We start from the raw sequence: 25544 nt of genomic DNA on the forward strand, positions 1-25544 counted from the left end.
GCTGTTGGCGGTCAGGTGAGGGTGAAGTTGACCGTCGAGGTCTGCCCGACCGTCACCGTGGCCGGCTGCGGTGCCGACCGGCCCCTGATCGAGGTACCCCCGGTCCGGATGTGGAACTCGTAACGGCCCGGCTCCAGGCTCCACTGGAAGACGCCCTTGGCGTCGGTCGTGACGACCAGTTCGGGGACTGGTTTAGCCGGATTGTCCGCCGATCTCACCTCGACTCCCACGCCGGGCACGGGTGCGCCGTCGGGGCGGATGACGGTGCCGGTGACCATGCCCCGGTCGGCCGCCCGGCTGGGATCGGCCGGTGGATGGGTCGCGGAGACCGGGGCGTCGCCGCCGGGTCCACCGGGCAGGCCGGGGGAGGTGGACGAGGGCTGGCTACAGGCCGGCAGCACGCCGACGGCGACGGCGACGAGCATCGAGACGAGTACGCGACCACGGATTGTCCGCATTACTGGCTCCTTGTGACGATCTGGGCAATCTGGTGTTCACCCGGTTGCCCCCAACTTCGTCATCAATACCGACAGTAAGGCAATGGACACGGTCCGACGTCAGAACGGATGGGGCGAGCAGATCCCCGTACGGGATCGGTCTGGGCCGGGCCGTTGCGGACGTCCTCCTCGCGAGCCGCCGACAGGCTCCCGGACTGCTGGGACGGCAAGAACCGACAGCGCGAGGAGGACAACCAGGTGTTGCTGTTCAGGACGTTGGTGACGGCGCGTAGTGGTCGGCAAGGTTGGTGGCGAGGGCGCGGAGGTGAGCCCTGGCTTCGGCGGGGCCGTGCACCGTGATGGCGTTCCCGAACGGCAGCAATGCTCGCACGTCCTCCAGATGCAGGAAGCGAATTGTCACCTTGTAGCCGGTGGCAGATTCCTCATCGTCGTCCCGGACGAGTCGTAGGCCGAAAATCCGTTGCGCCCGCTCGATCTGGGTCCGGTCGATGGTGGCGCTGACCTCTATCGCGTGGTTGTGTGCCCACTGATCAATGAGCGCTGCAGCGACGGTGGACAGGGTTTGGTTCTCGCGGAGCCGTCGTGGCTGGTCGACTTCTTTCCACGTGGTGATCCGTTCGAGTCGGTACATCCGTGGCACTCGGGCACAGTCGGCAACGAGGTACCAGATCCCGGCCTTGGCGAGCAGCCCGTACGGATCCACGACCAGGTCGCGTGGGCACGACTCGCGTGGGCTGTCGTACTCGATCCGTAGCTGGCGACCTCGCCGCACTGAGCCGATCAGCGAAGCCGGAGTCGGGCCGGAAGCTCGTGTCCGGTGCCAGGGACGGCTGTCCACGTGCACGACGTCGCTGAGCGGCAGGAGCTCATCAACTCGACGTGACTGTGTCGCGGCGAGCTTGGCGAGCGCGCGTTGGCTTTCGGCCGATGCGTCGAGCTCCGCGCGTTGCTTCTCATCCAGTCCGACGAGCGAGAGATGGTCACGCTCGCCGGGGGTGAGTCGCGTGAGGTCGAGCCCGGACCCGGGCAGCATGGTCACGCCGCCGAGGCGGCCCCGGTGTGCGGTCACCGGCAGACCGGCGTCGCGGAGCCAGTTCAGGTCCCGGGTGATGGTTCGGAGGGAAACCCCGAGCGCCGAGGCAAGTTCCCGGGTGGTTGCGCCATCCCTCGATTCGAGCAGCAGCATCAGGGCGAAGAAACGGTCCGGGGTCACCCACCAAGTTTCTCAAGAATTGCGACATGATGCGGCGCATATTTCGGCCAGGCTGGTGGATGCGTACCTACGACCAGCGAGAAGGAACAACCATGACCACATCTGTCGTGTCCATCGTCTACGTGAACGACGCGCCCGCCGCAGCTCGTTTCTACGGCGACCTCCTCGGCATCAGCCCTTCGTTGGAGACTTCGGGATACATCACCTTCGACCTCGGGCCAGGCGCTGAGCTCGCTGTGTGGTCCGGCCAGTTCGAGGATCTGTCGCCGAACGTCCCGCGTACCAGTGAGGTTTGCCTGGCCATCGGCGGTGGACGACCCGACGAGATCAACGCGATCTTCAAGCAGTGGCAGTCCAAGGGCGTCACGATCCTGCACGAGCCTCACGATGCGGGGTTCGGGCTGACCTTCCTCGCCGCCGATCCTGACGGGAATCGCATCCGGGTCGCACCGAAGGACTGAGAGGCCACAATCCGGCAGGCGCGCACGTCAGGTGTCGGTCCGTCAGAACCAGGCATGACTGAGGCAACCACGGGCTGGCCGCTGATCGACAGCCCCGACCAGCTCACCGGGATGCTGGCGGACCGGCACTACCTGGCGGGCGAAGGGCTGGCCGCGGCGGCCTTCCTGGCGCTGCGGATGGGGCGGCCCCTGTTTCTCGAGGGCGACCCCGGTGTCGGGAAGACGGACTTCGCCCGCAAGATCGCCGAGGCGCTCGACGCCCGGTGCATCCGCCTCCAGTGCCACGCCGGCCTCGACGTCTCACAGGCCCTCTACGACTGGAACTTCCCGCGGCAGATCCTCGCGCTGCGGGTGGCCGGCGAGGCGCAACCCGGAACCGGTGACCGCGCAGAGCAGTTGCGAGGGCTGTACACCGAGGAGTTCCTCCAGCGCAGGCCGATCCTGCAGGCGCTCGAGGGCGGGCGCACCGTACTGCTGATCGACGAGATCGACCGGGCCGACGACGAGTTCGAGGCGCTGCTGCTGCAGGTGCTGGAGGACTACACCGTCGGCATTCCCGAACTCGACGACGTACGGGCGCCGTTCCCGCCGCTGGTGATCCTCACCTCGAACCGGACCCGCGAGGTGCACGGCGCGCTCAAACGTCGCTGCCTCTACCACTGGATCGCGCACCCGGAGCCGGAGTTGGAGGAGCGGATCCTGCGGGAGCGGGTCCCGAAGCTGGAGCAGGTACTCGCCCGGCAGATCGCGACCGGCATGCAGCGGGTACGGTCCGCCAAGAACGTCACCAAGCCACCCGGGGTGGCCGAATCCATCGACTTCGCCGCCGCGCTGACCACGTACGGCGCCGCCGCGCTCACCCCGGCGACAGTGGACGCTGCGGTGAGCACGGTGGTCAAACACCACGAGGATCTCGGGGTGGTACGCCAGTTGTTGCTGGTGCCGCAGCAGCGGGAGGCGGCGTGAGGGACCTCCTCGCGTTCGTCGCCGAGTTGCGGGCGGCAGGGCTGGCGGTCGGTACGGACCGGATCGTCCTCGCCGCGCAGGCACTGACGAGCCTGCCCGGTGACCCGTACCGGTCGCTGCGGGTCACCCTCTGCACCCACGCCGGCGACCTGCCGATCTTCGACGCGGTGTGGGCGTCACGGTCCGCCGCCGAGGTCGACCCGGACGGGGTGGCGGTCGGGTCGGTCGAACCCGGCGCCGACACCGCACCCGCCGGTGCCGAGACCGAGCCGGCCCCCGCCGGGCAGGTGCCCGACGCGGGCAATCTCGACGACCTGACCCGGCGCGACGTCCGCCGCCTGACCCCCGCCGAACGCGACGAGATCCAGCGGCTCATCGCGGTGCTGGCACCGGCCGCGCCCCACCGGCCCGCGATGCGCCGGGTGCCGGCCAGGACCGGTCGGATCGACGCGCCCGCCATGGTGCGGCTGATGCTGCGCAGCGGCGGCGAACCGAGCCGCATCCCGCGCAGTCGCCGGGCCCGGCGGCCACGACGGCTGCTCCTGCTCATCGACGTCAGCGGCTCCATGCGGGCGTACGGCGACGTGATGCTGCGCTTCGCCCACGCCGCCGTCGCGGTCCGACCGGCCACCACCGAGGTCTTCACGGTCGGCACCCGGTGGACCAGGCTCACGGCCGAGCTGCGGATCCGTGACGCGGACGCGGCGATGCGGGCGGTCGCCGAGGTGGAGACCGACTGGGGACGCGGCACCCGGCTCGGACCGGCGCTGCGGGATTTCCTGCGGGGATGGGGCGGCCGAACCGCGGTGCGTTCGGCGGTCGTCGTGGTCAGCTCCGACGGGGCGGAGTACGGCAACATGGCCGTCCTGCCCCAGCAGGTGGCCCGGCTGGCGCGACTCGGTCACGTCGTCGTCTGGGTGAACCCGGCCCTCGGCGCAACCGGCTACCGGACGGTCAACCCCGCGCTCGTCAACAGCCTGCGGCACGTCACGGCACACGTGCCCGGGCACAGCTTCGACGCCCTGAGCGACCTTGCGGAGGTGATCGCGCGATGACCGACGACCTGGCGGCCCCCGAATCGGTGCGGCGTGCCCTGGCCCGCGACGACCTGCTGATGCTGGCCGCGGACGCGGACCAGGCGGTCGGCATCGTGCGCCAGCGGGAGGCGCTGTCGAAGCTCACCAGGGACGAGAAGAGTCTCTTCTCGATCGCCCTCGAGCACTACCTGACCATCGCGGGGAGCGACGAGGGCTGGGCGACGAAGGCCCGGGCCTGGAAGCACGCCGGGGTGATCGTCCGCTTCTGCAGGCTGGTCGGTATCCCCGTGCAGATGCCGAAGGGCACGTCGTACACGACCGGGGAGATGCACGCCGGGTCCTTGCGCGAGCTGGGTGACGTACGGGCGGACGGCTACCCGGACCAGCCGGTGCGCGACCTCACCCTGCACGCGTTCCACCGTCACGAGATGGCTCGCGACCTGCGTCTCACCGGCCGGTTCGACGAGGCCCTGGGCCTGGCGCAGGTGAGCCCGGACGCGTTGAACGCGGCAGGGGCGGATCCTCACATGGCGCACCTGATGTACGAGACCGGCGCGGTCTACATCCTGCGCGGGCAGGCGGCCCAGGTCGAGGACGTCATGGTGGAGATGGCGTCGTTCTGGTCGAGCCGGGAGGGTGTCCCGACGCGGTACCGGGCGGACCTCGTCGGCGCGGTGGCGTACTGGGCGACCGGCGACGCACGGGCGGAGGCCGGCCTCAGGTCCGCACTGAACCGGGTGCGCGCAATGCAGGACGCGGAGCAGGGTATCGGCGACCTGTCGGTCACGCTCGCCATGGCGGAGTACCTCGCGGAGCGCGACGGATCGGACGAGGACCGTGCCGAAGCGGTGGAGCTCGGGCGGCACGCGTTGCGGATCGCCGACGACGTCCGGGGCAGGTGGCGGGTGATCGCCCGGTCCCGGGCCCCGCTGGCCGTCGTCTTCCAGCGCGTGTACGGCGACATCGCCCTGCTCGCGGCGCGGCTGGGTCCGGAGGCGGCCGAGCTGGGGCTGCGGGTCGCGCTGTCGGCGAAGCAGACCGGGTTCGCCGCCCGGATCCGGACCGGACGCGCGCTGATGAGCCCCCGGGTCGAGGGCATCATCAACGACATCGTCGATGCGGAGGACGGACCGCGTCTCGGCGTCGAGGGTACGACCGGCAAGTCGCTCGACACACTGCGCTTCGAGCTGGAGCAGGCGGTGTCACCGATGCTCGCCGACACCGTCCTGCCGCCGCCGGCCGACCTCGGCACGCTGACCAGGGTGATCGGCGACCGGTACGCGCTGGACTACCTGGAGCTGACCGACAGTCTCGCCGAGGCGCCGAACCTGTTCCGGACCCTCATCCGGCCGGGCGGGCGGATCGCCTTCGAGCGGTTCGAGCCCGACCCGTTCCACGCCGCCTTCTTCCACCACGCCCGCCGGTACAGGAATTTGGCGATGCTGCTCAACCGCGTACTCGACCACGAGGCCGACCTCGAACGCGACCTGACGTCCACGGCGACGGCACAGGGCGCCGCACTCGACCTCGCCGAGTTCGACTGGGGAGTGCTCGCCCGCAGCGTCCTGCCCGGATCGCTGCTGGCGGACCTCGCTGCGGACGGGCCGCCGATCAAGCTGCTGATCTCGGCGCACTCCTGGCTCAGCCTGGTCCCCTGGCCGGCGCTCGACGTGTGCCCCGACGACCGCCGGGTGCGGCTCGTCGAGCGGGCGGTCATCACCCAGACCCCGGCGTTCACGTGCCTGCAGCACCCGGCGCCGCCACTGGTCACCGGAGAGGCGCTGATCCGGCTCGTGGGCCGGGACGAGGAGGGCGTCGACGTCCGCGCCGAACGGCTCGCGTGGGGGCTGCCCGGCAGCACCGACGGGGTACGGCTCAGCGAGTGCACCATCGAGTCCGAACGGGAGCCGGTGCGCCGGGACGGCCGTCTCGCCGACGCCCTGCGCGACCAGGGCCGGTGGGGGTTCGTACACATCGCCTCGCACGGCGCCGGTGAGGGGCTGGCGCAGTACCTCAACATCCCGGGCGAGTCGCTGTCCTTCGGGCGCGCGCTCGGCCTCAAGTGGCCCGGCTCGGTGCTCATGGCCTCGTGCCACGTCGGGCAGGTCATCAACGTCACCGAGGCGGAGCCGATCACCCTGGTCATGGCACTGCTCAACGGCGGGGCCCGCTGCGTCGTCGCCGGCATCGACTCGGTCCACGACGAGGGAACCGGCAGGGCGGCGAGCCACATCGTACGCGCGATCCGGGAGCGGCCGGTGTCGCTCGACTTCGCGTTGCACGACGCCCAGCTCGCCGCCGTCAAGAACGGTGCACCGGAGCCGGAATGGGCCCTACTCGGTGCCTATACGCAGTGACGACCCGGCTTCGGCCACGCGCAGTGCGGCCTCGACCCGGGGCTGCCGGCCGCCCTGGTTGGCGTAGCGGCCGAGCCGGTACCACCGGCGCCGCCACGCGTAGTAGGCCGGGCCGTCACCGGTCAGCGACCGGAGCGCGACCACGGACCGGTTGAACAGCGGCAACGTGGCGGCGGCGATGATGTTGCCGTGGTTGGGGCCGCCGCCGCTCGCCTCGGTCGACAGCCAGGTCGACAGGCCGGTCACCGCCTCGTCGTCGAGCGGGTCCGGCTTGAGACAGGCATCGAACGGGTCCGGTGAGGGCAGCGAGTGGCCGGGGACGAGCAGCGCCAGGTTGAGCCGCAGTTGCACGAGCGCCCGCTTGTGGTCGTGCTTCATAGGCATCGGTTCGTCGTCGGCGTTGCGTACCGGCTCCTGGATCGCGTCGTACGCGCGGGTGAACTGCTCGATCAGCAGGGCGCGTTCCTGCTTCCAGGTGGCGGTCCCGGTCGGGGTACGCCCCAGGTGCTCCATCGCCGGGGACAGCGCCAGGGCGAGCAGCGCCGCGCGGGCCGTCATGATGCCGGGGTTGCGGTACCCGGTCACCAGCGCCAGGCGCTTGGCGGTGACGACGTGCACGAGGGTGTGGGTGTCCTTGATGCGCCGTGCGGTGTCCAGGGCGCGCCGGCCGATCTCGACCGCCTCGGACAGGTCGCGGTACATGCGCTGGACCCACCGTTCCTCGCTGTCGGTGTCCGCGCCGGGGAACTGCTCGCTCCAGAGACAGATGATCCGCTCCGCCGTACGGCACGCGGTGCCGGTCTCGGCCAGTGCCAGCTGCAACAGCACCTCGTCGAGGGCCAGGAGGAAGTCCTCGCGGACGGCCCTGCCGAGGTGCGAGTCGTAGTAGCTGCGGTACCTGGCTCGCGCCTCCTGGTGCACGATGTACGCGGCGTCGTAGCCCGCCTCGGTGTCCCGTTTCGACTCCGCCAGGGCCTGCGCCCGGATGGCGCCGAGGGCCCGCGGGGCGAACTCGGGCCACACCAGGTTGCGGGCGGCGTCCGCCAGCCGCCTGATGTGGCCGTAGGACCGGGCGCTCTGCTCCCGCTCCTCCTCGTCCATCGCCTCGAACGCCGCCTGGACCTGCTGTACGGCGTTCCACGACGCCTCGTAGACCAGCCATCCCATCAGGGGCAGCAGTTCCCGCAGCGGAGCCGGTGGCTCCTCGGGCACCGGCTCGACCAGGAAGGTGGCCTTGTACTGGGCGACGTCCTGCTCGATCGAGGTCACGACGTCGTTGTCGACTTCGAGGTCACGGTGGCGGAAGTCCTCGCACAGCTCCAGCAGCCGCCGAGTGTCCATCATGGTGTGGATCCTTCCGTGTCGTCGGTCCGGCGAAAGCGGTGGTTCGTCCGTCAGAACCTGACGGACGAAGCACACGATCACGAGGGGGCCGCCATGATGACCGCCGACGAGCTCCGCACGCTCTGCACGGGGATCCGCGCCCGGAGCGCGGAGGGCGGGCCGCCGCCCGACAGCCCGGAGGTGGACGCCGGGCTGGTCGGCCTGATCGAGGCGGACGTCGAGGAGTACCGGGCCAGGTTCCTGGTCGACCCGGTGCCCGAGGAGCCACCGGAGCCACTGCGGGAGCTGCTTCCGCTGATGGGGTGGCTGATCTTCGAGGCCTCGCTCGACCGCCTCTGGGAGGTCAAGACCCGGTTCGAGACGCTCCGGGGCGCCGAGGGTGAGGCGTCACGGGTGGCCGCTTCCCTGATCAGGCGCCTGTCGGACGCCGGGCGAGCGCTGGTGTGGCCGCAGTTCGCCCCACGGTTGCTCGGCGCGATCCGGGCGCAGGCACTGGTGGAGTCCAAACGGGACACCGAGGCCGGCTACGACGCCGCCTACATCCTGCATCAGGAGGCCAGGGAGAGGCACCGCAGCTACGACGGCTCGCTCCGCGACGGTCCGCTCAGGGATCGTCTGGCACTGGACCTGGACGAGGTCCTGCTGACCCTCGCGCTGGCCGAGACCGGCACGGCGTGCCGGACCGCGGAGCGGGTCATCGGCCGCTGGGACCAGGACTTCCGTGCGGAGGATCCGGACCAGGACAGGGACGAGAGCGAGCGCTGGACCCAGCGCATGTTCGCGCAGCTCGTCGAGGGCATCGAGATCGGTACGCACGCGCTCGCCGACGGGCGGCGGATCAAGGCCACGCTGGGTCTGGTCGACGGGGTGACCGAGACCCGGCTGACGCTCGTCACCGGACTGCGCAATCCCGCGATCATGACCTGTCGCGCGATCCTGCTCGCGTACTCCATGTGTCCGCAGATGGAGTTGCTCGGACGGATCCCACCGGCACCCGCCGAGACGTGGCCGGAATACCAGCGGCACCTGCTGGATCGGTTCGACGCCACGTTCCCGACGCTGCTCCTGCCGGTGTCGAAGCCGAACGGCGACCCTTGGCCGCTGAGCGCCGACCACTCCCGGAGCCTCGTCCAGTTGTGCCTGCACCTCGGGCTCGTCACCCCGCGGCACCCCCTGCACGACCCCGTACGCGTCGACGACGAGCTGACCCTGACGGTGCTGGACGACGACGCGGTGGAGCGGATGTGCGCGTGGCTGGCCACCGAGGTCGACGGGAAGCAGCGCGGTGACGCCAACACCATCGGCACCGCATCCAAGCCGGACTTCATCAGCTCGGTCGAGGCGTGCCGGCGGGACACCGGCGCCGCCTCGGACTACCGCAGGTGGCGCAGCCGCTGGTTCGAGCTGGACCGGTACGCCGGGGAGGACGGACGCCGTACCCGCATCGACGGGATCCTCGGCATCGACCGGGACGGGAAGGGGTAGGACCGCGCAGCCGCCCGGGCCACGAGTCCCGAGGCCGACTCCGTCGACTACCGTACGGAGTTGGCGCTGGTCACCGCGGGAACAGCGGCACCTTCGGCGATCGAACAACAAAGGGAACCGAATGAGTTTCGAAGAGAGCGTGCGTGCCACCTTCCGTCGTGGCGACAGCGACGGCGTGTTGCGGATGGCGCGGGCGGAGGTCGAGCGGGCGCGTTCGGCCGGTGAGCCCGCGGGTGAGGTGGAAGGGCTCTACGCCATGGCACGCGTCGCCATCCGCGGTGACGACCTGCGGCGTGCCGAGGAACTGGCCACCGCCGCCCTGGAGGTAGCGGTACGCGCCGGCGACCAGCGACTGGAGGAACGTCCGCGGCACGTGCTCGCCGCCGTGGCCAGGGTGTCCGGTGACTACCCCAGGGCCCGTGAGCTCTACCTCGCGAGTATCGCTCTCAACGAGACCCTGGGGCAGCCGGAGATGGTCAACTCCGAGTACCACAACCTGGCGTTCACCGAGCTCCATCTCGGCAACATCGACCGCGCCCGCGAGCTGTTCGAGGCCGGTCGCGAGCGGGTGTTCCGGGAGGGGTACGACTCCTTCGTCCCGTACCTGTGCGTTGCCGCCGCCGCGCTGGCCTCGGCCGAGGGGGATCGCGCGCTCGCCGCGCGGATGATCGGGCTGACCGACAGCGCCTATGCCGCCATCGGCCAGGTTCCCGACCCGGACGATGCCCTGGAGCTGTCGGCCGCACGCGCCGGTGCCGTCGAGGCGCTCGGTGAGGAAGCCTTCGCGCGGGAGTACGCGGTCGGCGCGGCCCAGAAGCCCGCCGAGGCGTTCGGCATCGGCCCGGTCGCCGGGGAGTAGTTCGGACCCGGGGCCGACGCCCGGTGCGACTCACCTCCCCACGGCCCGGTAGGTCGCGGCGACGTACTCCCGGGCGCGGTCGGAGCCGAGGATGCCGCCGCCCATCCGGTTCATCACGTAGCTGATGGTCATGCGCCGGTCCAGATCCACGATCGCCATCGAGCCGCCCCAGCCACCCCAGTAGCCGATCCGGCCCGCCGGTACCCACGGCAGCGTCCGCAGGTCGCTCAACGCGAAGCCCAGACCCCACCGCAGGTACAGGCCGTTGACCAGATCGTCGCCGGCAGTCTGCTCGGCGAGGATCAGCTCGGCGGTCCGCTCCCCGAGCAGGCGTACGCCGTCGACCGTCCCACCGAGGGCCAGTACGGACAGGATGCGCGCGACCGATCGGGCGTTTCCGTGGCCGTTGGCGGCGCCGATTTCGGCTGCCCGCCAGCCCGCCGTGTTGGCGTCCCCGGGTGCGACGACCGGGCCGGTGAACGTGCGGTACGCCGGGCTGTCCTCGTCCAGCGCCGACGGGTCGAACGGCGCGGGCGGCGGCGGGACGACGTCCGCGACGCGGTGCAGGTCCCGGTCGGCGACCCCGAGCTGGAAGTCGGCGCCGAGGGGGCCGGTGAGCTCCTCGGCCACGAACTGGCGCAGCGTCCGACCGGTCACCCGGTGGACCAGCGCGCCGAGCAGGTGTCCCTGGCTGAACAGGTGGTAGCCGGACGCGGTGCCCGGCTCCCACCAGGGCGCCTGGGCGGCCATCCGGGCGGCGGCGGCTGGCGCGTCGTAGAGGTCCTCGACCCGGCTCGGGGCGTCCAGGCCCGAGACGCCCGAGGCGTGCGCCAGCAGATGGCGTACCTTCACCCCGTCTTTGCCGTTCGCCCCGAACTCGGGCCAGTACACCGCCACCGGTGCGTCGAGGTCCAGTTGCCCGCGGTCGACGAGGATGAGCACGGCCACGGCGACGACCTGCTTGGTGATCGACCACACGTTGGTGATGGTGTCGGCCTCCCAGGGCCGGGTACGGGCCTCGTCCCGGTACCCGCCCCACACGTCGACGACCGTCTCGCCGTCGATGTCGATCGTGATCGACGCCCCGAGTTCCGTGCCGGAGGTCAGGTTACGTTCCAGCGCGTCGCGGACCTCGGCAAACTGTTCCGTGTTCATGGTGGTGCTCTCCTTCTTCCGACTGCGGGAAGAGAAGCGTCCACCCCTCACACCAGTGAGAAGGTCAAGTGTTGGCGATCACGTCGACGAACTCGAGGATCGCGGTACGTCGGGCCGTCAGGTCGTCGATCCGGGTCCCCAGCGAGTCGGCCTCGCGGCGCAGGGCGGCCAGGAACTCCGGGTCGACGCCGTCGAGCGTGGTCGGGTCCGGCCCGCGCAGGCAGGGCAGCAGGTCCCGGATCATCCGGGTGGGCAGTCCGGCGGCGAGGAGGGTACGGATCTGGGTGACGCGTTCCACCCCGACGTCGCAGTAGACCCGGTAACCGTTGGCGTCCCGCCCGGGCGTGATCAGGTGCTGCTCCTCGTAGTAGCGGAGCAGCCGCTGCGGGACCCCCGTCCGGGCGGTCATCTCGCCGATCTTCATCTTCCGATGATGCCTCGCCGCACTACCCGGATGCGTACAGCGTTGACCACGACCCCCTCCCGGCCGGCCCCCACGGAGGGCCGGCCGGGGCTGCTGCTGTGGTGAGGGAGATCAGACGTGCACGGTCTCCCGCTGCGGCTCGGCGGTGAGCTGCTTGCGCAGGCCCTCGCCCTCGATGTCGACGTTCGGCAGAACCTTGTTCAGCCAGGCCGGCAGCCACCAGGCGGCGTGGCCGAGCAGTGAGATCACCGCGGGCACGATCGTCATCCGTACGACGAAGGCGTCGATGGCCACCCCGAGTGCGAGCGCGAAGCCCATGCTCTTGATGACCGGGTCCTCGACCAGGATGAAGCCCGCGAACACCGAGGTCATGATGAGGGCGGCGGCGGTCACCACGCGGGCACCGTGGCCCATGCCGTTGATGGTCGCCTGGCGCGGGGTGTCCCCGTGTACGAAGTCCTCGCGCATCCGGGAGACCAGGAAGACCTCGTAGTCCATGGCGAGGCCGAACAGGATGCCGATGAGCAGGATCGGCAGGAAGCTGACCAGCGGCCCCGGGGTGTCGACGCCGAGCAGACCGGCCAGGTGCCCCTCCTGGAACACGGCGACCGTGATCCCGAAGGTGGCGCCGACGGTGAGCAGGAAGCCCAGCGCCGCCTTGATCGGCACGAGGATCGAGCGGAACACCAGCATGAGCAGCAGCACCGAGAGGCCGACGACGAGCAGGAGGTACCAGGGCATGGCGTCGGAGAGCTTCTCGGAGACGTCGATGCCGATCGCGGTCTGGCCGGTGAGTGCGATGTCGGCGCCGTCGACCGTACGGACCTTTTCCCGGACCTCGTGCACCAGTGTCTCGGTGGCCGCGTCGGTGGGGCCGGTGCTCGGGATGACCGCGAGCAGGGCGGTCCGCTGGTCCTGACTGAGGTTCGGCGGAGCGACCGCGAGCAGGTTCTTCGTGCCCTGCAGCGCGGTGGTGACCTGCTGCGCCGCGGTTGCGGTGGAGGCAGGGCTGTCGCTGGACACGACGAGGATCAGGCGCCCGTTGAACCCGGCGCCGAATCCCTCCTCGGTGAGGTCGGCGGCGTCGCGGGCCGGGGTGCCGACCGGTGCGGCGGTCGCGTCGGGCAGACCGAGGCGCATGTCGGCCGCGGGCAGCGCGAGGGCGCCGAGGCCGAGGATCGCCACCAGGATCACGGGTACGCGCAGCTTGATGACGAGCCGCGCCCAACGGAAACCGAAGCCCTCGGTGTACGCGGCGGCGTTGCCGGCGCGGCGCTGGGCGCGGGAGAGCACCTTGCGGCCGGCGAAGCCGAGCAGTGCGGGCAGCAGGGTGATCGCGACCAGCACGGCGACCGCGACGGTCCCGGCGGCGGCGAGGCCCATCGCGGTGAGGAACGGGATCCTGACCACCGCCAGGCCGGCGAGGGCGATGACCACGGTGACGCCGGCGAAGACCACGGCGGAGCCGGCGGTGCCGACGGCACGACCGGCCGCCTCGTCGGGTTCGTGGCCCTCGAGAAGGTTCTGGCGGTAGCGGGAGCCGATGAACAGCGCGTAGTCGATGCCGACGGCCAGGCCCAGCATCAGGGCGAGGACGGGGGCGGTGCTGGTCAGCGACACGACCCCGCTGAGCGCGTACAGGCCGGCCATGCCGGCGCCGACACCGATCAGCGCGGTCAGCATGGTCATGCCGGCGGCGACGAGCGAGCCGAAGGTGACGAGCAGGACAACGAGCGCGACGACAACGCCGAGACCCTCCGTGCTGCCGATCTCCGGCTGGGTGGACATCACCTCGCCGCCGTGCTCCACCCGCAGTCCGGCGGCCTTCGCGGCGGCACCGCTCTCCTCGTACGCGGTCCGCTGCGCCTCGGTGACACTGTCGGCCCGCTCGGTGAACTGCACCTGCACCAGCCCGTAACGCCCGTCGGCCGAGACGGATCTCGCGTCGAACGGGCTGACCGCGCCGACCACCCCGGACAGCTTCCCGGCCTCGGCGACCAGGTCGTCGACGGCGGCGCGGTAATCGGCCAACTGCCGCCCTTCCGGTGCGGCCAGCACGATCGCGCCGGTCGCGCCGGACGCGGCCGGGAACTCGCGGGCGAGGGCGTCGAGTGCGCGCTGCGACTCGGTGCCGGGGATGGAGATCTTGTCGGACGTCTCACCCATGAACGCGGCAGCCGAGCCGCCCAGCGCGGCAAGTACGACGAGCCAGAGCACGACGACGAGCCGGCGACGCCGGAACGATGCCCGGCCGAGCCGGTAGAGGATGGTTGCCATGTCAACTTTCTTGTCGGGGTCGGGCTTGGGATGGGAGTACCCGCTCGGCCACTGTGGTGAGTGCGTCGCGGAGGTCGATGACGCCGGAGTTGGCGTGTTCGATGACAACGGTGCAGATGCCGCTGAGGACGACCCGCGCGGCGATGTCGTCGACCGGATCGGCGGAGTGGCCGGCGAACGCGCGTACGAGGCGTTCGGCCAGGGCGTCGATGCCGGGGAACCGGGACATCTCGGTGAGCTGGAGGCTGTCGTAGACGAGGGTCACCTGCGGGCGGTACCGGAGCACCAGGTCGACGAAGCCGTCGATCGCCACCGCCCGGGCGTCCTCACCGACGAGCGTGGCAAGCCGGTCGTCCAGCGCCCGCAACTCCTGGACGGCGGGTTCGACCAGTGCGACGAGCAGCGCGTCCTTGCTGGCGAAGTGGTAGAGCAGGGTCGCCTTCGAGCAGCCCACGGCCACCGCTATGTCGTGCAACGAGGTGCCCTTGAAGCCCACTCGCGCGAAGAGCCGGGCGGCCTCGGAGAGGATGTCCTCCCGGGTGTGGTTGCGGGTCACCGCTCGATCACCTCCACGCGCAAGTATGCCTGACCGATCGGTCAGTCAATGGCGAGGGTAACCCGCTGCGACCTTTCGAGCATCTCGGCCGGACCACCCGGGCCGGGCCTGGACCCCGTCTGCTCCCTAGTGGACGGCGGACAACGCGGTGGTGATCTCGTCGCTGGTCAGGAGCTGTACGCCGATCCCGGCGATCTCCCGGAAGCCCTGCGTACTCGCCTGGGAGACGGCGTCGGTGGCCAGGACGATGCGGTAGTCGCGTTCGCTCGCCTCGATGATGCTGGCGCGGGGGCAGTTGGGCAGGTTGCAGCCGGCGAAGACGATCGTGTCGACCGCCAGGTCGTCCAGCAGGGACGCCAGCGGTGTCCGGTAGAACGCACCCCATCGTGGCTTGAAGATGACGTACTCGGTGGGGTTCAGTTCCTGTGGTTCGCCGTCGAGCAGCCGCGCGTGGTCGAGTGGCGGCGCACCCGTGGGCAGCAGGCCGGGGGCGAGTTGGCTGCCGGGGGAACCCGGTGCGACGATCCGCGCGCCGTCGGCGAGCAGTGTTCGCCGGGCCAGGTCGGCGTCCGTGCCGTCGGGCTGGTAGAGGCGCACGATGTGCACGATCGGCCGGTGGGCCGCCCGGAAGGCGTCGGTGACCCGGCGCAGGTTCGGCACGATCTCGGTGGTGCCGGCCAGGCCGTACGGGCTGTCGGACAGGAAGTCCACCTGCATGTCGATGGTGACCAACACCGCCGACTCCCAGTGCGGGATCAGGTGGGGGTCGGGGTTTTGCCCAGCGTGGGTCACGGACTTCCTCCTACCGTCGGCGCCGCTCCAGGATCGCCGAACCGGGCCCGACGCCGGGGTCGCAGGGAGGTCGGGTCCTGCCCTGTGGAACGGCGGTGATGGCGACTCCTCGGGGCTGGCGGGTCACGGGGCGCTCGCGGGGTAGACCCGGGTTTCGGTGGCCTTGACCGCGGCCCAGACGGCTTGACCGGGTACGAGATGGAGCTGGGCGGCGGCGAGCGGGGTGATGTCCGCGGCCACCCCGATCGGGCCGTCGAGTTGGATGCGCAGGTTGTCGCCGTGGCGCTGGATGCCGGCGATGGTGGCCGGCCAGGTGTTGCGCGGGCTGCCGTCGGGGCGGTTCGGGTGCAGGGCCACGGCCGACGGCGGGAAGGCGACAAACACGTCCCCGTCGTGCCGGTCCCCGATCGCGAGCGGGAAGGCGTCGCCGACCAGCACCGTGTGCCCGTCGGCGTGGCCCCGGTAGAGGTTGAGCCCGACGAGGCGGGCGACGTAGTCCGTACGCGGCCGGGCGGTGATGGTGGCGGCGTCGCCGTCCTGCACCATTCGGCCGTCCTCGATGATGACCAGCCGGTCGGCGAGCACCAGGGCGTCGAGCGGGTCGTGGGTGACCAGCAGCGTGGCCCCGGCGTGCGCGGACAGGTGCCGTTGCAGTTCGGCGCGGGTGTCCAGCCGGGTACGGGCGTCCAGCGCGGCGAGCGGTTCGTCGAGCAGCAGCAGCGCGGGGTCGACCGCGAGGGCGCGGGCGAGCGCGACCCGTTGGGCCTGTCCACCGGAGAGCTGCCGCGGTTTGCGTCGGGCGTGTTCGGTCAGGCCCATCCGGTCGAGCCAGCCGGCAGCCTGCTCCCGCGCCCGGCGGCGGTCGATCCCGTGCCGGCGGGGTCCGAACGCGACGTTGTCCAGCGCGCTCAGGTGTGGGAAGAGCAGGTAGTCCTGGAAGACCACCCCGATCGGGCGGCGTTCGGTGGGCAGCCAGACCCGGTGGTCGGGTCGGTCGAGGTCCCGGCCGGCGAGCGTGACGTGCCCGGCGGTGAGCGGTGCCAGGCCGGCCAGCGTACGCAGGGCGGTGGTCTTGCCGGCGCCGTTCGGGCCGAGCAGGGCGACCACCTCGCCGGGCTTCACCCGCAGGTCCAGGTCGAGCCGGAAGGTGCCCCGGTCGACGACAAGATGGGCGTCGAGCATCGGGGCGGCGGTGGTGGCCGCGTGGTCGGGCGCGGCTGGCGGGGTGGCGGGCGTGGTCACGGGCTGGTGATCCATCGGTCGCGGAGGCTGGCGAGGATCGCCACCGAGACGGTGAGCAGGATCAGGCTGAGCACGATCGCCGACTCCAGATCGGTTTCCAGGGCGAGGTAGACGGCCAGCGGCATGGTCTGGGTGCGGCCGGGGAAGTTGCCGGCGAAGGTGATCGTGGCACCGAACTCGCCGAGCGCGCGGGCCCAGCAGAGCACCGCCCCGGCGGCGATGCCGGGGGCGACGAGGGGAAGCGTGACGTGCGTGAAGGTGGTCCACCGGCCGGCGCCGAGGGTGGCGGCGGCCTCCTCGTAGCGGGTGTCCGCGCCGCGTAGCGCGCCCTCGACGGCGATGATCAGGAACGGCATGGCGACGAACGCCTCGGCGAGGACAACCCCGGTGGTGGTGAACGGCAGGGTGATGCCGAAGGTGGAGTCGAGCCACGCGCCGAGCAGACCCCGGCGCCCGAACACGAGCAGCAGCGCCACCCCGCCGACAACGGGTGGCAGTACCAGCGGCACGGTGACGAGTGCGCGTACGACGCGGCGGCCGGGGAACTCGATCCTCGCCAGCAGCCACGCCAGGGGAACACCGAGGGCGAGGCAGAGGAGCGTGGCGAGGGTGGCGGTCTGCAACGACAGCCACAGCGCGGTCAGTACGCCGGGTTCGGTCAGCCGCTGCGGCAGGGTGGTCCACGGCGTACGGACCAGGAGGCCGACCAGGGGCAGGACCAGGAACAGCAGGCCGAGCGCGGCGGGTACGAGCAGTCCGATCGGGATCCGTCCCGTACGTCTGCGCCGGTGTGGCGGCGCGGCCACCGCTGGCCGCGCCGCCACGTCGGGCTCTTCGAGGAGGGGCACCGGTCTACGGTGCCTGGAAGCCGGCCTGGGTGAGCACGGACTTGCCCGCGTCCGACAGCACGTACGCGACGAACGCCTCGGCGCCTGCCTTGTTCGGCGCGCTCTTCAACACGCTGATCGGATAGTCGTTGATCGCGCCCCCTGATTCGGGGAACTCGACCCCGTCGACGTCGGCGGCAGACGCCTTGGCGTCGGTCCGGTAGACCAGGGCGGCGTCGACCTCGCCGAGCTTCACCTTGGACAGCGCGCCCTTGACGTCCTGTTCCAGGGTGACCGGGGTCAGCTTCACCCCGGCGGCGTCGAGGGCCTTCTTCGCCGCCGCGCCGCACGGCACCTGCTCGGCGCAGAGGGCGACCTTCGCGTCCGGCTTGGTCAGGTCGCTCAGCCCGGTCACCCCGTTGGGGTTGCCCTTCGGCACGGCGATGACGAGCTGGTTCTTGACGAAGGTGGTGGGGCTGCCGTCGCCGTTGCCCGCGTCGGTGACGGTCTTCATGTTCGCCGGGGCGGCGGAGGCGAACACGTCCGCCGGTGCGCCCTGGTTGATCTGGGTGGCGAGGGCGGAGCTGCCGGCGAAGCTGAAGGTGACCTTCGCGCCGGGGTTGGCCGCCTCGAAGTCCTTGCCGATGGTGGTGAACGACTCGGTCAGCGACGCTGCCGCGAAGACGGTGATCGTGCCGGTGACACCGGAGCTGCTGCTGCTCGGTTGCGGGCTGGCGGTGTCGGCGTCGTCGCCACAGCCGGTGAGGCCGAGCGTGGCCAGGGCGGCGAGCGTGGCCAGGGCGGTACGGAACCGTCGTGCTCTCACGAGCTTGGTCCTCCCTCTGCTACCGGCGGTCAGAGTGGGTGTGTCGACGGTCGCCCCACCGATCCGAGACACCGTCACGTTGAACACCTTAGTGCGCCGCAACTGCGAGGATTAATGGGCTGATCGGGCCGTATCTTCGACCTGCTGTTTCATTCCGGGAGCCGCATCTGCATCATGGGGTCATGGCTGGTGAACCGGCGTCGCTACCGGCGTGGCGGACCCTGACCGAGGAGCAGAGCCGGCGGTGGACCGAAGTCCTCGACCACCTCGCCGACGCGCTCCCGTCGGGCGTCGTGTCCGTCGTGATCGACGGCGGGTCCGCGCACGCGGCCGTCGTCGCCGACCGGCTCGCCGACGCGCTGCACGCCGGCGGACGTCCCTGCGCCCGGCTGACCGGGCACACACCTCCGGAATCGACCGGGCAACCATCGCTCGACGCCCGCCACCGCCTCGAAGCCGAGGACAACCGGCGTAGGGAAGGGACCCCGGACACCGTCACCGTCACCGTCGCTGACGGCTCCGGTTGGCTCGCGCGCCCGCCGAGCGGTAGGTGGGACGTGGTCGTCTGGCTCCGTACCCCGCCGGTCGGGCCAGGGGCGAACGGCGGCCGTGGTGCCGGGTGCGACATCGTCGTCGACCTGCACGACCCGACCTGGCCGGTGATCCGCCATCTCAGCGACCGCCTCGCCCCGCAGGACCGCTGGTATCTCAGTGAGTCGCGAGCCTTCTTCGCCACCCGCGCCGCCACCTGGGACACGAAATTCGGCGACGACCTCCCCGCCTACGCCGCAGCCGTGAACGAGGCGGACCTTTCCGTCGGTGGCGTTGTCGTCGACATCGGCTGCGGAACCGGTAGGGCGCTACCGGCCCTGCGGGACGCGGTCGGTCCGTACGGCGTTGTCATCGGCCTCGACCTCACACCGCAGATGCTCACCGCGGCCCGGGCGCACGCCGGGCGGGCCGCCGCCGACCTGCTCCTGGGCGATGCCCGGAACCTCCCGCTCGCCGACGCGTCCGTCGACGCGGTGTTCGCCGCGGGTCTGCTCACCCACCTGCCCGACTCCGAAGAGGGCCTGCGGGAACTCGCCCGGATCACCCGACCCGGCGGACGACTCGTGCTGTTCCACCCGTCGGGTCGGGCCGCGCTCGCCGCCCGCCACGGCCGCCCGCTGCGACCCGACGAGCCCCTCGCCGAAGCACCGCTGCGTCGCTCGGCCGGCCTCACCGGCTGGCACCTCAACCGGTACGACGACCCACCGCACCGGTTTTTCGCCACCGCCACCCGCCGGAACGCCTGACCCGACCGGGCCCCGACGGGCGCCCCGACGGGATGTCGTCGATACCGGTACGGTGCAGCGCATGTCGATCGAGCCCGCGCTCGCGGGGCGGGTTCGCACCCGGTCGGTGCTGTGGCGGTCGGGGCTGCTCCTCGGCGTACTGCTCCTCGCGGCCGGGGTGCTCGGTATCGGGTACGCCGGACGAGGGCTGCACTCGGTGTCGGTGCGGGTCGACGGCGTACCGGTGGAGATCGTCCGCCCGGTCGGCGGCGGCGCCGGACGGCCCGCCGTCGTGGTCGCCCACGGGTACGCGGGGTCGGGGCGCCTGATGCGGCCGTTCGCCGACACGCTCGTACGGCGGGGTTACGTGGTCGCCCTCCCGGACCTGGCCGGACACGCCGCCAACCCCCGCCCGCTGGCAGGGGAGGACGAACTCGACCGGGAACTCGCCGGGGTCGTCCGGTACGTGCGGGACCTGTCCGGGGTCGATCCGGCGCGGGTGGCGTTGCTCGGCCACTCGATGGGCGCCGCGGCGGTGGTCCGGGTCGGGTCCGCGGACCCGTCGATCGCCGCCACCGTGGCGATCTCGTTGGGGGACGGCGCGGCGGCGGCGTCCCGGCCCGGCCCCCGCCATCTGCTGCTGATCGTCGGCGCGCTGGAACCGGCCGGTATCCGGTCCGTCGCGCAGGCGGCCCTCGACGGTGACGCCGCCGGGCGCCGGATGGTTCGGGTGGGGTTCGCCGAGCACATCGGGGTGCTCTACGCCGACCGTACCCACACCGAGGCCGCGCGCTGGCTCGACGACGCCCTGCGAAACCGGCCGGAGCAACCGGTGATCGCCGCGAAGGGCCGGGTGACAGCGGGTGGCCTGTGCCTGGTCGGGATGTTGCTCCTGGTGATCGCGGGGCTGGTCCGGCCATCGGTACGTCGCGCGCCACCGATCCGGACCAGCCTCGCGCCACCGGCACGCGCACGGTTGGCGTGGCTTGCCGGTGCGGTGGCGGTCGCCCCGGTACCCGGGCTGGTCGGCGGCTGGCTGGCGGCCCGGACACTGCCGGCACCGGTCTGCGGCTACCTCGTCGGCTACTTCGCGTTCGCCGGGGCCACCCTCGCGGCCGTGGCCGTGGTGGCCCGCCGCATCCACGCCCGCGCGGCGGAGGGCGACGCGCACGGGGTGACCGGTACCCGGCAACGTCCCGACGGGCCGTGGCGGGCGGCGGCCGCCACTATCGGACTCGCTGTCGCCGGGATCGCGGCGGTGGTCCTACCCGTTCATCTCGGCCTGACCTCGGCGGTGCCGTACGGGTCGCGGTGGTGGCTGACGGTGTTGCTCGTCCTCGCCACCGCGGCCCTGCTCGGTGGGGCGCATGCCGTGGCCGGTCCACCGTGGAGCATCGGCGTCCTGGCGGCTGTCTGCCTGCCGGTACCCGTGGCTGCCATCGTCGGGCTGGCCCCCGGTTTCCTCACCCTCGTCACACCGTTGATCGCCGGCCTGCTCGCGCTGTACCTCCTGCTGGCCAGTGTGGCGTCGCTGACCGGAACGCCCTGGTGGCGCACCATCCCGGCCGGCGCTCTGCTGGTCGCCTGGCCGGTCGCGACCAGCCTGCCGATCACCTGAGAGGTTTCCGGTACGGCAGGTTGGTCCGAAACCGCGTGGGTCAGCGGCCGGCCCGGCGGCGCATGCCCTCGGCCAGCGGGGCCCGGTCCAGGTCACCGGCGGCGATGCGCCGGGCGATCGTGCGCCGCACGATCGCCCCCGCGACCGACGGCAGGTGCCGGGCCAGGAACAGCTCGACCCGGCCACGTCCGGTGGTGGCAACGTCGCGCGGGGCCCTGCGGGCGGTCGCCGCGCGCAGGATCGCGTCGACCACTCCCTCGACCGGCTCGTACCGGGAGACGCCCTCCAGGGACAGGCCGGCGGCGGTGGAGGCGTCGTGGATCGGCGACGCGACCATGCTCGGGTAGACCACGCTGACCCCGATGTGGGTGCCGACCTCCAGGCGCAGCGCGTCGGCGTACGCGACCAGGGCGCGCTTGCTCACGCCGTACGCGGCGGCCAGCGGGAGCGGCAGCAGGGCCATCCGGCTGGACACGAACACGATCCGGCCCCGGCTGCGTTCGATGGCGGGTACGGCCGCGGCGGTGGTGTGCCACGCCGCCATCAGGTTGACCTCCAACTGGCGGCGGGCCGCCTCACCGGGCGGCAACTCGGCCGGGGCGGGTCCGCCGACACCGGCGTTGTTGACCAACAGGTCGAGCCCGCCGAGCTTCTCGATCGCCTGCTCGACCGCGCCCGGCACGGCCCCGCCGTCGGTGAGGTCGCAGCCGATCACCGGGGTCGTGCCGACGCTGCCGGCGTGCAGGTCGATGCCGACGATCCGGGCGCCGGCCAGTTCCAGCCGCGCGCACAGCAGTCGGCCGAAGGTGCCGTTGGCGCCGGTGACGATGACACGCCTGCCGTCGAGTGTGGTCATCGGGCGCTCTCCGGGGCATCCTCGGCGCGGTGCCAGCGCACGCCCCGGCCGCGGCGGGCCCGGGCGGCGCCGTCGGCGAGTTCCCTCGCCGCGAGCGCGAGGTAGGCGTCGAAGTCGATGCGCATGGCGGGGCGGCGGTCGCCCCAGCGGTCACGGGCGGCCCGCAGCTCGGCGGCGATGTCCGCGGCCTGCGCGGCCGGGGTGGGTAGCGCGTACCGGCCGGCCAGGTGTGCGGCGACCAGTCGGGCCTGCGCCTCGACCACGGGCAGTGCCGAGCCGGTGGACTGGGTCAGCCCGACGAACATCAGACCGGGCGCCTGCTGGTGGAACACGTGCCGGAACAGGGGCAGCCGGTCGGCGCCGTCGCCGAGCAGCGCCGGGTCGAGGAACGGCAGGTGGATGTCGTACCCGGTGCACCAGACCACCAGGTCGATCCCGTCGGTGGTGCCGTCGGTGAACCGGACGCGGTCGCCGTCGAGGCGGTCGATGGCGGGCCGTACGCCGATCTCGCCGTGGCTGATTCGCGACAGCAGCGAGTCCGACAGGGTGGGGTGGTCCTGGAGGAACCCGTGCCGGGGCGCGGGGAGGCCGTACTTCTCGGGCCGGCCGACCGACAGGCGCAGCACGGTCTGGCTGATGCGTTGGCGCAGCCGCCACGGCAGGCGCTTGGCCAGCGCGCCGTTGAGGGTGTCCGACGGCCTGCCGAGCAGGTGCTTGGGCACGATCCACACCCCACGGCGCAGCGACAGCAGGGTGCTCGCCGCGACGTGGGAGGCGTCGACGGCGATGTCCATGGCCGAGTTGCCGCCCCCGACGACCAGCACCCGCCGCCCGGCGAGCTGCTCGGGGTCGCGGTAGTCGTGGCTGTGCAACTGCGCGGCCGGCTGGACCGGGCCGGCGGCGGGCGTGCCCGGATGGGCGGGGGAGGGCAGCCTGGGCCGGCTGTTGTGGCCGTTGGCGACCACAACAGCCTCGACGTCCACGGTGGACGCGCCGTCCGGTCCCGTCGTGGTGACCCGCCAGCCCTCGCCGACGCGGGCGACGTCGGTAACGGTGTGTCGCAGCCGCACGGCGTCCAGCAGCCCGAACCGTCGCGCGTAGTCGTGCAGGTAGCCGGCGACGCGGACGTGGTCGGGGTAGTCGGGCCAGTCCGTGGGCATGGGCAGGTCGGCGAATTCGGTACGGGTCCGCGAGGTGTTCAGGTGCAGGGTGCGGTACGCCGAGGAGTGCGGGGCGCCGTACACCCACAGCCCGCCGACCTGTGTCCCGGCGTCGAAGGCCACCGCGGGTACACCCCGGTCGGCCAGCGCCTTGAGCGTGGCCAGCCCGGCCGGCCCGGCCCCGATCACGGCGACCCGTGGCTCCATACCCGCCCTCCACAAAATCCAACGTCTGGTGGATATTGCGCCGCGCCGGGCCGCACGTCAAGGGCCCGCTCAGTGCGCCCCGGTCGGACCCGGTGCGTACATGCGGTCGAGCCAGCGGTGGGCGAAGACGCGGAACTCGCGCCGGCGGCGGGCGCCGTCCGCGCCGGACAGCAGGCCGACGACGTGGGCGTGGACGGACCACACCAGACTCCGTACGGCCAGGTGGGGCTGGGGTTCGCTGAGCACCCCGGCGGCGTCGGCGTCGCTCAGCACCCGCTCGACGGCCCGGTAGAGCGGGGCCGAGTACCGCTCGTCGAGTTCGGCGTGACGATCGGGTTCCAGCCAGCGTCGCAACCACAGTCCGGTGGTCTCGGGATGATCCTCCAGGAAGTCGACGAACACGTCGACCAGCTCGTGCAGCGCGGTCATGGCGGTGTCCGGCCCGGCGGTCAGCCCTTCCCGGGCGGCGGCCACGGCCCCGGTCAGCACCCCGCTCTCGGCCGCGAACACCCGCGCGAAACAGCCCTCGTACAGTGCCGCCTTCGTACCCACGTGGTGGTGCACGGTGGCGACGTCCACGCCGCAGGCGGTCGCGATCTCGCGCATGCCGACGGCGTCGAACCCGCGCCGGGCGAACAGGCCAGCCGCCGTCTCGATGATCATCTCGGGGGTGGTGCGCTGGTCGGTACGCCGAGGGCGGCCGGGTCCCCGTCGGGGTGTGGTCATGCGCCCCATCGTGCCCTATTATCCAGCGAACGTTGGATTGCACCGCGCGGCGCGGCGAGGAGACGGTATGGACCAGGCGGCGCGGCTCCCCCGTACCGGCCTGCTGGCCTTCGCCGGCGGATCGCTGGGCATGGGCACCTGGGTTACCGTGCCCGGCCTGCTGTTGCTCTACTTCCTCACCGACGTGCTGGCCGTGGCACCGCTCGCGGCAGGTCTCGTCCTGCTGCTGCCGAAGATCGCCGACGTGCTGCTGCACCCGTGGATCGGCCACCTGTCCGACGCCGACCTGGTCCGCCGTGGCCACCGCCGGATGCTCATGACGGCGGGTTGTGCCCTGCCGCTGGCCTTCGTCGCGCTGTTCCTGGTGCCGGGCGGGCTCACCGGCGGTCCGGCCGCGGTCTGGGTCGCCGTCGCGTTCGTCGCGGGCAACCTGCTGTTCGCGGCGTACCAGGTGCCCTACCTGTCCACCCCCGCCGACCTCGCCATCGGCTACCACGAGCGCACCCGGCTGATGGGCTTCCGGATGGTGGTGCTCACCGTGGGCATCCTGCTCAGCGGCGTGCTCGCGCCGGTGTTGACGGGTGGGGAGGAACCGACCCGAGGTGGTTACGCCCTCATGGGTCTCGTGCTCGGCGCGTCGATGCTGGTCGCCATGGTGATCGGCACAACCGGTACGCGGCGACTGACCGAGGCCGCCCCGACCCCGGTCACCACGTCCGGACACGGTGCGGCCGGCCTGCGTACGCTGCTCGTCGCCCTGCGCGACCCGCAGTTCCGCTGGCTGGTCGGCTCGTACCTGGCCATGTCGACCACCACCCACCTGGTGCTGGCCGCGGTGCCCTACTTCGCCAAGTACGAACTCGGCCGTCCCGGCCTGACCACGGTCCTGGTCGCCGCGTTTGTCGCCCCCGCACTGGTCGCCACCCCGGTCTGGGTCGTCGTGGCCCGCCGCATCGGCAAGCAGCCCGGACTCCTCGTCGCCCAGGGTGCCTTCGTGTTCGGTTCGCTCGTGCTGGCGCTCGGCGACGCCGCCGGCCTGCCCGTGCTGGTCGGCGCGGTCGCCGTGCTCGGCATCGCGTTCGCCGCCATGCAACTGCTGCCGTTCTCGATGGTCCCGGACGTCATCGGGTCCGGGGGCGCCGACGGCACCACCCGAGCCGGCACGTACACCGGCGTGTGGACCGCGGCCGAGGCCACCGGTGGCGCGCTCGGCCCGTACGTCTACTCCGCCTGCCTGGCCGTCGGCGGCTTCGTCGCCACCGGCGCGGGTACCGAGGTCGTGCAGCCGGAGTCCGCGCACACGATGATCCGGCTCGGGTTCGGCCTGGTCCCCGCGGCCCTGATGGTGGTGGCGATGCTGCTGCAACGCGGGTACACGCTGGACCGGACGCTGCGCTGAGCCGGGATCGCCGCCGGTCGCC

At 71.9% G+C, this 25544-nt stretch carries 23 protein-coding genes; 9 read left to right on the forward strand and 14 right to left on the reverse strand.

The window, feature by feature from the left end:
* Window positions 1-11 precede the first annotated feature (11 nt).
* A complete protein-coding gene (locus tag ACWEFB_RS16860; protein WP_452286325.1) occupies window positions 12-458 on the reverse strand; it encodes a carboxypeptidase-like regulatory domain-containing protein in 447 nt (148 codons plus the stop codon).
* 247 nt (window positions 459-705) lie between these two features.
* Window positions 706-1671 carry a helix-turn-helix transcriptional regulator gene (locus tag ACWEFB_RS16865; protein ID WP_452286327.1) on the reverse strand — a complete coding sequence of 322 codons (966 nt, stop codon included), beginning with the start codon at window positions 1669-1671 and terminating at the stop codon, window positions 706-708.
* 59 nt (window positions 1672-1730) lie between these two features.
* On the opposite strand from ACWEFB_RS16865, the gene ACWEFB_RS16870 reads away from it, so the two are divergent.
* From ACWEFB_RS16870 to ACWEFB_RS16885, 4 genes are read left to right on the forward strand one after another with little or no spacing between them, the layout of a single operon-like run.
* Window positions 1731-2132 carry a VOC family protein gene (locus ACWEFB_RS16870; protein ID WP_452286328.1) on the forward strand — a complete coding sequence of 134 codons (402 nt, stop codon included), beginning with the start codon at window positions 1731-1733 and terminating at the stop codon, window positions 2130-2132.
* Window positions 2133-2186: 54 nt separating this feature from the next.
* Window positions 2187-3098, forward strand: a complete 912-nt coding sequence (locus ACWEFB_RS16875) for an AAA family ATPase (RefSeq protein ID WP_452286329.1) — start codon at window positions 2187-2189, stop codon at window positions 3096-3098.
* Window positions 3095-4153 carry a VWA domain-containing protein gene (locus ACWEFB_RS16880; RefSeq protein ID WP_452286331.1) on the forward strand — a complete coding sequence of 353 codons (1059 nt, stop codon included), beginning with the start codon at window positions 3095-3097 and terminating at the stop codon, window positions 4151-4153. Before ACWEFB_RS16875 ends, ACWEFB_RS16880 begins: the two co-directional genes overlap by 4 nt.
* Window positions 4150-6492 carry a CHAT domain-containing protein gene (locus ACWEFB_RS16885; protein ID WP_452286333.1) on the forward strand — a complete coding sequence of 781 codons (2343 nt, stop codon included), beginning with the start codon at window positions 4150-4152 and terminating at the stop codon, window positions 6490-6492. The genes ACWEFB_RS16880 and ACWEFB_RS16885 overlap by 4 nt, the downstream gene beginning before the upstream one ends.
* Here ACWEFB_RS16885 and ACWEFB_RS16890 read toward each other — a convergent pair.
* The gene (locus ACWEFB_RS16890; protein WP_452286335.1) at window positions 6469-7836 is read right to left on the reverse strand and encodes a hypothetical protein; all 1368 of its coding nucleotides are present in this window, start codon (window positions 7834-7836) and stop codon (window positions 6469-6471) included. The genes ACWEFB_RS16885 and ACWEFB_RS16890 overlap by 24 nt on opposite strands.
* 93 nt (window positions 7837-7929) lie before the next feature.
* Between ACWEFB_RS16890 and ACWEFB_RS16895 the strand changes: the two genes are divergently transcribed.
* Both ACWEFB_RS16895 and ACWEFB_RS16900 read left to right on the forward strand, forming a co-directional pair.
* On the forward strand, window positions 7930-9321 hold the full coding sequence (locus tag ACWEFB_RS16895) for a hypothetical protein (protein WP_452286337.1): 1392 nt from the start codon (window positions 7930-7932) through the stop codon (window positions 9319-9321).
* Window positions 9322-9442: 121 nt separating this feature from the next.
* Window positions 9443-10180 (forward strand): tetratricopeptide repeat protein, encoded by a 738-nt coding sequence (locus tag ACWEFB_RS16900; RefSeq protein ID WP_452286339.1) that lies wholly within the window; start codon window positions 9443-9445, stop codon window positions 10178-10180.
* A gap of 30 nt (window positions 10181-10210) precedes the next feature.
* Here ACWEFB_RS16900 and ACWEFB_RS16905 read toward each other — a convergent pair whose 3' ends face one another.
* From ACWEFB_RS16905 to modA, 8 genes are all read right to left on the reverse strand, one after another.
* Entirely contained in the window at window positions 10211-11335 is a 1125-nt protein-coding gene (locus ACWEFB_RS16905; RefSeq protein WP_452286341.1) for a serine hydrolase domain-containing protein, read from the reverse strand.
* 64 nt (window positions 11336-11399) lie between these two features.
* Window positions 11400-11759: a MerR family transcriptional regulator gene (locus ACWEFB_RS16910; protein WP_452286342.1), complete on the reverse strand. Its 360-nt coding sequence runs from the start codon at window positions 11757-11759 to the stop codon at window positions 11400-11402.
* Between the two features lie 111 nt (window positions 11760-11870).
* Window positions 11871-14036: an MMPL family transporter gene (locus tag ACWEFB_RS16915; RefSeq protein WP_452286344.1), complete on the reverse strand. Its 2166-nt coding sequence runs from the start codon at window positions 14034-14036 to the stop codon at window positions 11871-11873.
* Between the two features lies 1 nt (window position 14037).
* A complete protein-coding gene (locus tag ACWEFB_RS16920; RefSeq protein ID WP_326557488.1) occupies window positions 14038-14592 on the reverse strand; it encodes a TetR/AcrR family transcriptional regulator in 555 nt (184 codons plus the stop codon).
* Between the two features lie 126 nt (window positions 14593-14718).
* Window positions 14719-15384, reverse strand: coding sequence for a cysteine hydrolase family protein (locus tag ACWEFB_RS16925; RefSeq protein ID WP_452286346.1), 666 nt, complete (start codon window positions 15382-15384; stop codon window positions 14719-14721).
* A 123-nt stretch (window positions 15385-15507) separates the two neighbouring features.
* Window positions 15508-16566 carry an ABC transporter ATP-binding protein gene (locus tag ACWEFB_RS16930; protein WP_452286441.1) on the reverse strand — a complete coding sequence of 353 codons (1059 nt, stop codon included), beginning with the start codon at window positions 16564-16566 and terminating at the stop codon, window positions 15508-15510.
* A 56-nt stretch (window positions 16567-16622) separates the two neighbouring features.
* Entirely contained in the window at window positions 16623-17450 is an 828-nt protein-coding gene (locus ACWEFB_RS16935) for an ABC transporter permease (RefSeq protein ID WP_452286443.1), read from the reverse strand.
* 28 nt (window positions 17451-17478) lie between these two features.
* Window positions 17479-18279 (reverse strand): molybdate ABC transporter substrate-binding protein, encoded by an 801-nt coding sequence (gene modA / locus ACWEFB_RS16940; RefSeq protein WP_452286348.1) that lies wholly within the window; start codon window positions 18277-18279, stop codon window positions 17479-17481.
* A gap of 182 nt (window positions 18280-18461) precedes the next feature.
* On the opposite strand from modA, the gene ACWEFB_RS16945 reads away from it, so the two are divergent.
* Window positions 18462-19577 (forward strand): class I SAM-dependent methyltransferase, encoded by a 1116-nt coding sequence (locus ACWEFB_RS16945; RefSeq protein WP_452286350.1) that lies wholly within the window; start codon window positions 18462-18464, stop codon window positions 19575-19577.
* A gap of 61 nt (window positions 19578-19638) precedes the next feature.
* A complete protein-coding gene (locus ACWEFB_RS16950; protein ID WP_452286352.1) occupies window positions 19639-21174 on the forward strand; it encodes an alpha/beta hydrolase in 1536 nt (511 codons plus the stop codon).
* Window positions 21175-21214: 40 nt separating this feature from the next.
* Here the strand turns inward: ACWEFB_RS16950 and ACWEFB_RS16955 are convergent, their stop codons facing one another.
* The 3 genes from ACWEFB_RS16955 to ACWEFB_RS16965 all read right to left on the reverse strand — a co-directional run bounded on the left by ACWEFB_RS16955 (window position 21215) and on the right by ACWEFB_RS16965 (window position 24123).
* Window positions 21215-22030: an SDR family NAD(P)-dependent oxidoreductase gene (locus ACWEFB_RS16955; protein WP_452286354.1), complete on the reverse strand. Its 816-nt coding sequence runs from the start codon at window positions 22028-22030 to the stop codon at window positions 21215-21217.
* Window positions 22027-23397 (reverse strand): flavin-containing monooxygenase, encoded by a 1371-nt coding sequence (locus ACWEFB_RS16960; RefSeq protein ID WP_452286356.1) that lies wholly within the window; start codon window positions 23395-23397, stop codon window positions 22027-22029. The genes ACWEFB_RS16955 and ACWEFB_RS16960 overlap by 4 nt, the downstream gene beginning before the upstream one ends.
* Before the next feature lie 69 nt (window positions 23398-23466).
* Window positions 23467-24123 (reverse strand): TetR/AcrR family transcriptional regulator, encoded by a 657-nt coding sequence (locus tag ACWEFB_RS16965; protein WP_452286358.1) that lies wholly within the window; start codon window positions 24121-24123, stop codon window positions 23467-23469.
* Window positions 24124-24190: 67 nt separating this feature from the next.
* On the opposite strand from ACWEFB_RS16965, the gene ACWEFB_RS16970 reads away from it, so the two are divergent.
* The gene (locus tag ACWEFB_RS16970) at window positions 24191-25522 is read left to right on the forward strand and encodes an MFS transporter (protein ID WP_452286360.1); all 1332 of its coding nucleotides are present in this window, start codon (window positions 24191-24193) and stop codon (window positions 25520-25522) included.
* Window positions 25523-25544 lie beyond the last annotated feature (22 nt).

The organism is Micromonospora sp. NPDC004704 (genome assembly GCF_053601675.1).

Excerpts from the sequence above, each read along its gene's own strand:
- ACWEFB_RS16890 (WP_452286335.1), bottom strand. The coding sequence starts at position 7,836 with ATGATGGACACTCGGCGGCTGCTGGAGCTGTGCGAGGACTTCCGCCAC.
- ACWEFB_RS16915 (WP_452286344.1), bottom strand. The coding sequence starts at position 14,036 with ATGGCAACCATCCTCTACCGGCTCGGCCGGGCATCGTTCCGGCGTCGC.
- ACWEFB_RS16900 (WP_452286339.1), top strand. The coding sequence starts at position 9,443 with ATGAGTTTCGAAGAGAGCGTGCGTGCCACCTTCCGTCGTGGCGACAGC.
- ACWEFB_RS16930 (WP_452286441.1), bottom strand. The coding sequence starts at position 16,566 with ATGCTCGACGCCCATCTTGTCGTCGACCGGGGCACCTTCCGGCTCGAC.
- ACWEFB_RS16955 (WP_452286354.1), bottom strand. The coding sequence starts at position 22,030 with ATGACCACACTCGACGGCAGGCGTGTCATCGTCACCGGCGCCAACGGC.
- ACWEFB_RS16905 (WP_452286341.1), bottom strand. The coding sequence starts at position 11,335 with ATGAACACGGAACAGTTTGCCGAGGTCCGCGACGCGCTGGAACGTAAC.
- ACWEFB_RS16950 (WP_452286352.1), top strand. The coding sequence starts at position 19,639 with ATGTCGATCGAGCCCGCGCTCGCGGGGCGGGTTCGCACCCGGTCGGTG.
- ACWEFB_RS16885 (WP_452286333.1), top strand. The coding sequence starts at position 4,150 with ATGACCGACGACCTGGCGGCCCCCGAATCGGTGCGGCGTGCCCTGGCC.
- ACWEFB_RS16965 (WP_452286358.1), bottom strand. The coding sequence starts at position 24,123 with ATGACCACACCCCGACGGGGACCCGGCCGCCCTCGGCGTACCGACCAG.
- ACWEFB_RS16970 (WP_452286360.1), top strand. The coding sequence starts at position 24,191 with ATGGACCAGGCGGCGCGGCTCCCCCGTACCGGCCTGCTGGCCTTCGCC.
- ACWEFB_RS16875 (WP_452286329.1), top strand. The coding sequence starts at position 2,187 with ATGACTGAGGCAACCACGGGCTGGCCGCTGATCGACAGCCCCGACCAG.
- ACWEFB_RS16860 (WP_452286325.1), bottom strand. The coding sequence starts at position 458 with ATGCGGACAATCCGTGGTCGCGTACTCGTCTCGATGCTCGTCGCCGTC.
- ACWEFB_RS16870 (WP_452286328.1), top strand. The coding sequence starts at position 1,731 with ATGCGTACCTACGACCAGCGAGAAGGAACAACCATGACCACATCTGTC.
- ACWEFB_RS16960 (WP_452286356.1), bottom strand. The coding sequence starts at position 23,397 with ATGGAGCCACGGGTCGCCGTGATCGGGGCCGGGCCGGCCGGGCTGGCC.
- ACWEFB_RS16910 (WP_452286342.1), bottom strand. The coding sequence starts at position 11,759 with ATGAAGATCGGCGAGATGACCGCCCGGACGGGGGTCCCGCAGCGGCTG.
- ACWEFB_RS16895 (WP_452286337.1), top strand. The coding sequence starts at position 7,930 with ATGATGACCGCCGACGAGCTCCGCACGCTCTGCACGGGGATCCGCGCC.
- ACWEFB_RS16945 (WP_452286350.1), top strand. The coding sequence starts at position 18,462 with ATGGCTGGTGAACCGGCGTCGCTACCGGCGTGGCGGACCCTGACCGAG.